This window comes from Verrucomicrobiales bacterium (genome assembly GCA_016793885.1).
Taxonomy (GTDB): domain Bacteria; phylum Verrucomicrobiota; class Verrucomicrobiia; order Limisphaerales; family UBA11320; genus UBA11320.
This window is the reverse complement of record JAEUHE010000118.1, coordinates 44,962-51,942: the sequence shown is the minus strand read 5'-3', so window position 1 is coordinate 51,942 and position 6,981 is coordinate 44,962. Positions and strand designations below refer to the sequence as shown.

The window sequence follows — 6,981 nt, the reverse complement described above, 5'->3', positions numbered from 1 at the left end:
TTCACCGGCGTCACCGTCAGCGTGAACGATCGGGTAGCCGTCCCTCCGTTCGCGTCACTCACTGTCAGGGTCACCTGCGCGGTTCCGGATTGGTTGGCCACCGGATCCACCCTCACCGTCCGGTTGGCCCCACCGCCGCCGAACTCAATCCGGTTCACCGGCAGCAGGCCCGTGTTCGAGCTCGTCGCCTGCAGCGTCAACGCGCCCGCCGCAGTCTCAATGTCACCCACCATGAACGGGATCGCCCCCGTCGTCTCGTCCTCCTCGATGGTCGGCGAGCCAATCGCCGAAATGGTCGGCAGATCATTCACCGGCGTCACCGTCAGCGTGAACGATCGGGTAGCCGTCCCTCCGTTCGCGTCACTCACTGTCAGGGTCACCTGCGCGGTTCCGGATTGGTTGGCCACCGGATCCACCCTCACCGTCCGGTTGGCCCCACCGCCGCCAAACTCAATCCGGTTCACCGGCAGCAGGCCCGTGTTCGAGCTCGTCGCCTGCAGCGTCAACGCACCAGCAGAAGTCTCAAGGTCACCCACCATGAACGGGATCGCCCCCGTCGTTTCGTCCTCCTCGATGGTCGGCGAGCCAATCGCCGAAATAGTCGGTAGATCGTTCACCGCATTCACGGTGACGCTAAAGGAGGTCGATGCACTCCCGCCGATGCCGTCAACAACCCTCAATGTCACGTCGACGGCTCCTGATTGATTGGCCAAGGGCGTTATCGTCACTGTTCGATTGGCCCCCCCGCCCCCCAGCACAATTCTCCCCACGGGCACCAACCCAGGGTTCGAGGTAGTGGCGGTCACCGTCAAGGCACTGGCCGGGGTCACAGCATCCGCCACTGTAAATCCAATCGGCCCGGTCGAGTTGTCTTCGTCGATGGTACGTGGACCGATGGAGCTGATGGTAGGAGGTTCGTCGGCAGGGCCAGTGGAACGAGGGGCAAGGGCCACGTCATCGACCTTGAAAGTCGCAGGCCCCCCTTCACTGCTGATCATCAAGGTGCAGGCCGCCTGGGTGGGCGAATACGGGACGGATACCGTCTGCCACCGCCCCGTCTGAACCAGGGAGATCGACAAGTCGGGCGCCTGATCCGGACGTCCGATACCGAGCACAGCCCGCCCTCTCTCAATATAAACTCTCGCCGTCAGATCGTACTCCCGTCCGGGAACCAATGTCAGGTTCTGGCCAATGCCGTCCTGGCTGCCTCCAGCCACGACTCGCTGCAGGCTCACTCCCGGTATCAGTCCACCCTGAGCCAACTGAAGACGCGAGCCCGACTGCGACCTTTGAAACCAGCCCAGGCCGAGCTGGTTGGTAATGCCCCCGCCGATGATGGTGTCAAATCCGCAGTCGAATCTTCCGTTCGCCACAAAGTCATTCACTGCTGCCACCCTCGCGTTGATGGGAACGACCGGGGAAGCGACACCCAGGTTACCGCTGTCATCTACAGCCCGCGCCCGAAGTCCATAAGAGCCGGCGCTGCAAGGGGTGAAGCGATAAGTCCACGCCTGGCGACCGACCGCCGGATGCCAGCTCGCACCTCCATCGGTGGACACTTCGATCGCGGCCACCCGGCCTCCAACGTCGGCAGCGGTCCCGGAAACGACCACCGTATCCTGCACCGTCACAAAACTCCCGTTCGCAGGTCCGGTCACCTGGGCCGTTGGCGGAGTGAAGTCGGTGGATCGAGTAGCCGGACTTAGCCCCGCGAGAAGACTGCCCGGTTGAACATTCATGTCCGCGAACAAGTTTACAATGGCCTGTTGCAGCCGCGGGTCCGCCGGAGCGGGAGCCTGATTATAAAAGCCTGCCAACGAGCGCTGGAGACGCATGGTGCCAGCGGAGAAGACGAGCGCACCGCTGGCGGCTCGGTAGAGGGAGAGATGATGCATCGCCGACGCCGTGCCTAACTCGAAGCTGGAGCTATCCTGATTCGTCACATCCGTAGTCGAGAGATAAAACAAACCCGGCGGGCGAAACCCGTTGTCGACATCACCGTCCAGCTCATAGCCCAGCAACCCATCGAAAACCACCGACTCGCCGGCCGTCAGCGCAGCGACCGACGTATTCCTCCAAAAACGCAACTTACCGTCCGGCTCGGGAACCTCCAAGGAGAACTCCGTGTGCGTTGGGCGGGAGGTAAGCAGGCCGGTCGTGGCGTTCTCGGGCTGATAGCCGTCATAGAGCGGCGGACCGAATTGCGGATCCCGAAACAGCCCGGTGGATACTCCAGGCAGCGGATCCAGCTTCGGCCCTTTTCGCTCCTTGTAGACCACCATGGTGTGATGGTCATCCTCCCAGCGAATCTTCCAGAAGGCGGTGTTTCCTGAGAAAAAGGCCAGGTTCACTCCGGCATCGCGGGCTGCCTCGATGTTCACTTTCTGCTGAAGCGACCAGTATTCGTCGTGGCCACTGGTCACAAACAACCGGTGATTTTTCATGAGTTCGCCGCGACGATCGCTGTCCCGACCGGTGGTGTACGAAACATCAAACCCATTCGCTTCGAGAAAACGAATCAGCGGATACTCCTCACCATAGCGCAACACATTCCCGACCGTGTTGTCCCCCACGATCTGCGTGTACGGCGCCACCGAGTTGGTCAACACCCAGAGATGCGGTCGACGATAAGACACCTTGTAGGCGCGCGGGTTGAACAAATCGTAAACACTATGGCCATCCATCGCGCGCTCGGGAGGAATAGTCCCACCATAATACGCGGGACCGTAATTGTAGGCTTGCCAGGTGGTGTCGGATGTCTGGAGAAGAATGTCCGAACTCCGCGCGTCGTCACGAACGACGAAAAAGATGCCGCAGGAGATCCCCGTGTCCCGCCGCCGGACCTTGGCCATGAACAGGCCCGACACCAAATTCGCCGGTGTGTTCCAGGTCCAGGAAGGGATCCAGTTTCCACAATCGATCAGACGGGCAAACTGCCGGGCATCGGTCGCCGGATCCAGGGACGGGGTCGCGGTCTCAAGGCAAGCGGGCTGATCCACGGAGGTGCCAGCGAAGCGGGCCACCTCTCGCGCACCCCGTCCCTGATAATAACCAAGTCGGTAAACCACCAGATCATACAAGATCCCCGAATCGGCCGGGGTCTGCACGTAGAAGGTGATCGGCTCTCCCTTGTTCACGCTCACCTCGCTGGTAAATCCGCGAATGGTGGGAACCGAGCTGTCAGGGTTCCAGACGGAAGGCAACGTCCCAGGAAGCAGGTTCTCCTCGACTATTGGATTCGAAGACTGACCTCGAGCATCCTCATAGCCAGCACCCAGCAACGTCACCAGAGCGAGCACCACCAAACTCCGCCACAGGCCGAAAATTCGCGGCGCACGGAGGCCGCGGGATGAACAGTTCGCGTGTTCAAGGTGTTCCTGGGAGGCAGAATTCCCAAACGGGGTCAGCGAGAGTACACGAACCCTGTGGGAGTCGGAAGAGTGGTTAACCTTCATGAGTGAGTGAAAATTAGAAGGACCCTCTGGCAAGAATCGAGCAAAATCTGATGTCCGTAGACCGCCACTGACGGTGACGGTTGGATGACAGGCCCGGCGGGAACAGCGCCCTTCACTTGGATCGGGCGGGACAGGAGGAAGGCCGACCGGAAACGCATTCTGGATAGGTGATGTGGTATTTCGGATATCCCTCCAAGCTTGCCGCACTCCACGCAATCCTTCACAACAGGAACCACTCAAACCCAACCCGAACTATGAAACCACGCCGCCCACTCGATGGCTCCTCTACCGGAAGATCCCTCGCCTCCCGAATCCTAAGGACCAAGTTCTCCTTCGCCTTTGCCGCTGGCCTGGGAGTCTGGCTCCCGACCGCCTACGGGGAAGTCATCATTGACCTCGACTCCACCCAACTCAGCATCGGACCGCTCCAAGCCTGGCCGAATTCCGGAACCGTGGGAGGAGAATTCACCTCCGCCGGAGGCACTACCCCGGAAGTAAGCGCTATCCTGGGGGTACGAGGTGTCACCCTGGTCGGAGCCGATACCCATTACGTGGGTCCGAACACAACTCTCGCCGCCCAGGGCAACCGAAGTCGGAGCGTCGAGGCCTGGATCTACGACGACGCTCCGCAGGACGGCGGGGTGATCATCTCCTGGGCGAGGCGAGGTGGACCTGACGGCAGCAACGGGACTCTTCTTCACGGCACGAACCCCGCGTTTGGGGCCGTCGGACAGTGGGGCGCCGGTGACATGGGGTGGAATGAGAAGATCGCCTTCGGCCGCTGGACCCACATCGCCTACTCGTTCGATGCGACAACTCAAAAAGGCACCGTTTACTTCGATGGGAAGATCGCCAACACCAAAGAATTTGCCCCTGGAGTCATCAACGCCCACGCGACCGACGAGGCTGGCCAACCGGTGCCGTTTCGCCTCGGACGTCAAACCACCGCCGCCGGCTTGCTGAGCGGCGCGGACTTGCCCAGCAACATTACCGTAGGACGCGTGCGCATGCACGATGTAGCGCTCACCGAGGAACAAATCAGGGCCAAGTTCTTGGAAGAGAAGCCGAGCTTTGAAATCGACTCGGATGGAGACGGCGCTGCCGATTGGTTTGAAGTGCTCCACGCCCTCAACCCCAATGATCCAGCCGACGGGGCACTGGACGCCGACTCGGATGGCCTGTCGAACGCAGAGGAATTCCGAGCCGGAGCCAATCCGACCATACCTGACACCGATGGCGATGGAATTGCGGACGCGGCCGAAGTCAACCGCAAGGTGAACAACCTCGCGGCGCCCACCGATCCGGCCAAGGCCGATACCGATGAGGACGGTTTGGGGGATGCCGTGGAAACCGGCAGCGGGACATTCACCGACGCTTCCAACACGGGGACCGACCCGCTGAAAAAGGATACCGACGGCGACGGCTTTGACGATGGACGTGAAGTGGCCAGCTTCACCAACCCGACAGACTCGAACAGTTTTCCCCGAGCCGACCGTGGCCCCTTTGTTGAGTTGGATGCTACCACCCTGGAGGCCGGCCCGCTGACCGAGTGGCAAAACACCGGCCCCCTGGGGGGAAGCTTTGTGGCCGCCGAAGGCGCCGCCGCGAACATCGAGACCGTCGATGGGGTGAACGGAGTTAACCTCGACGGGGGGGTAAATTACTACACCGGGCCCGCAGTTCCCTCCGTCCTAACGGGGGACAGCGCCCGATCCATCGAGGCGTGGATCTACAACCCGGCCGCCGCGGACGAAGAAACGATTGTTGCCTGGGGACGCCGCGGCGGCGGCGACGGAACCAACCTCTCTTTCAATCACGGAACGAACCCCGCCTATGGCGCCGTGGGACACTGGGGCGCACCTGATTTGGGATGGGATGGAAAGCTGGCGGTAGGACGTTGGACCTATGTGGTCTACACCTACAACCCTGTCAACAAAACCACTTCCGTCTATTCCGACGGAGAACTGGCAAGTTCCGAGGTCAGCGGCCCCCTCAACACTTGGGGAGTTGATACCGCCGGGCAACCGCTGCCCTTCCGGATTGGCTCACAAAACGAACCGAACGGCACTCCCACCACCAACCTCAGAGGATCGCTCAGCCTGGCCCGTCTCCGCATTTACGACCGGGTGCTCGACTCCACTTTCATCCGATCCAAGTTCAGCGAGGAGCGACCGCAGCTCTGGGCGGATACCGATCGTGACGGTATTCCCGACTGGTATGAGCTGCGCTACTCCTTCCTGGATCTGAACGTGGCTGGGGATGCCGTCCTCGACGCCGACAACGACGGCCTGAACAATCTCGGGGAGTTCAGAGCCGGAACGCTTGCCGACAATCCGGATTCCGATGGCGACGGAGTGACCGATGGCGCCGAGGTGAACCGTCAGGTGAACAATCAAGCCGCCCCCACAAACCCGCTGAAGTTCGATACCGACGGGGATGGCTTGGGCGACCGTGCCGAGACCGGCACCGGCCTTTTGGTAGATGCCCAGAACGCCGGATCTGACCCCTTGAAACCGGATTCCGATGGCGATTCATTCGATGACTTCCGCGAGGTGGCCAACGGTGCCGATCCCAACAAGGCCTCGAGCACCCCTTCCCCAACCCGCGGCCCCATCGTCTACGTGGACGCCGCCGCGCTCGAGCTGGGCACGCAGACCGAATGGGTCAACCAAGGTCCTCTCGGGGGCAGCTTCGTAGCGCCTCAGGAGGCCCCCGGAGTCGTCGAGGAGATAGCCGGAATGCGCGGCCTGACGCTGGACGGCTCCGCCGCATTCTACACCGGACCGGCGACCCCTCCGTTCATCGCCGGGAACAACGCCCGTTCTATCGACGCCTGGATCTACAACCCATCGCTGGCCGACGAAGAGACGATTGTGGCCTGGGGCCGTCGGGGCGGGCCGGATGGTTCGAATCTCTCGTTCAACCATGGAGCCAACACGACCTTTGGAGCCGTGGGCCATTGGGGCGGAGCAGATGTCGGCTGGAGCGGCCGAGTGGTGGCCGGCCGATGGACCCATGTCGCCTACTCGTACGATCCTCAATCGCGAACCGCTAAAGTGTTCTCCGAGGGGAGCGTCGCCACGACCAAGGTGACCGGGGCACTCAACACCTGGGTGCTGGATACCGCCCAACAACCCCTGCCCATTCGGATCGGATCTCAAAATGATGACAACGGAGCCCCAACCAGCGCCCTGCGCGGCTCGATGACGATCGGAAGGCTGAGGATCTATGACCGCACCCTTAGCGACGGGGAGGTCAAGGGCCTCTTCAGCCTGGAACGCAAAAGTTACTCGGTTCCGAATGACCTCACCCTCGCGCTGGGTCCCACCCCCGCCGAATTTACCCTCCAGTGGGTGCCAGTGGATGGCCTGAGCTATGAGGTCCAGCAATCAGGCAATCTGGTCGACTGGACGCCTTTGGCTTCCGGCATCACGGCCGGCAGCTACACCGGCGTTCGCACTCCGGAGGCGACGGGACCGCAGTTTTACCGCCTGGTGGTCCAATGAACCGCGATCAGCAAGCCCGC

At 61.7% G+C, this 6,981-nt stretch carries 2 protein-coding genes; one reads left to right on the top strand and one right to left on the bottom strand.

All coding sequences use genetic code 11. The features are described 5' to 3' along the window. The coding region (locus tag JNN07_13460) for a hypothetical protein (GenBank protein ID MBL9168745.1) at positions 1 to 3,455 on the bottom strand (3,455 nt) is incomplete at its 3' end. Between the two features lie 254 nt (positions 3,456 to 3,709). On the opposite strand from JNN07_13460, the gene JNN07_13455 reads away from it, so the two are divergent. Then, positions 3,710 to 6,961, top strand: a complete 3,252-nt coding sequence (locus JNN07_13455) for a hypothetical protein (GenBank protein MBL9168744.1) — start codon at positions 3,710 to 3,712, stop codon at positions 6,959 to 6,961. The last annotated feature ends 20 nt before the right edge of the window (positions 6,962 to 6,981 follow it).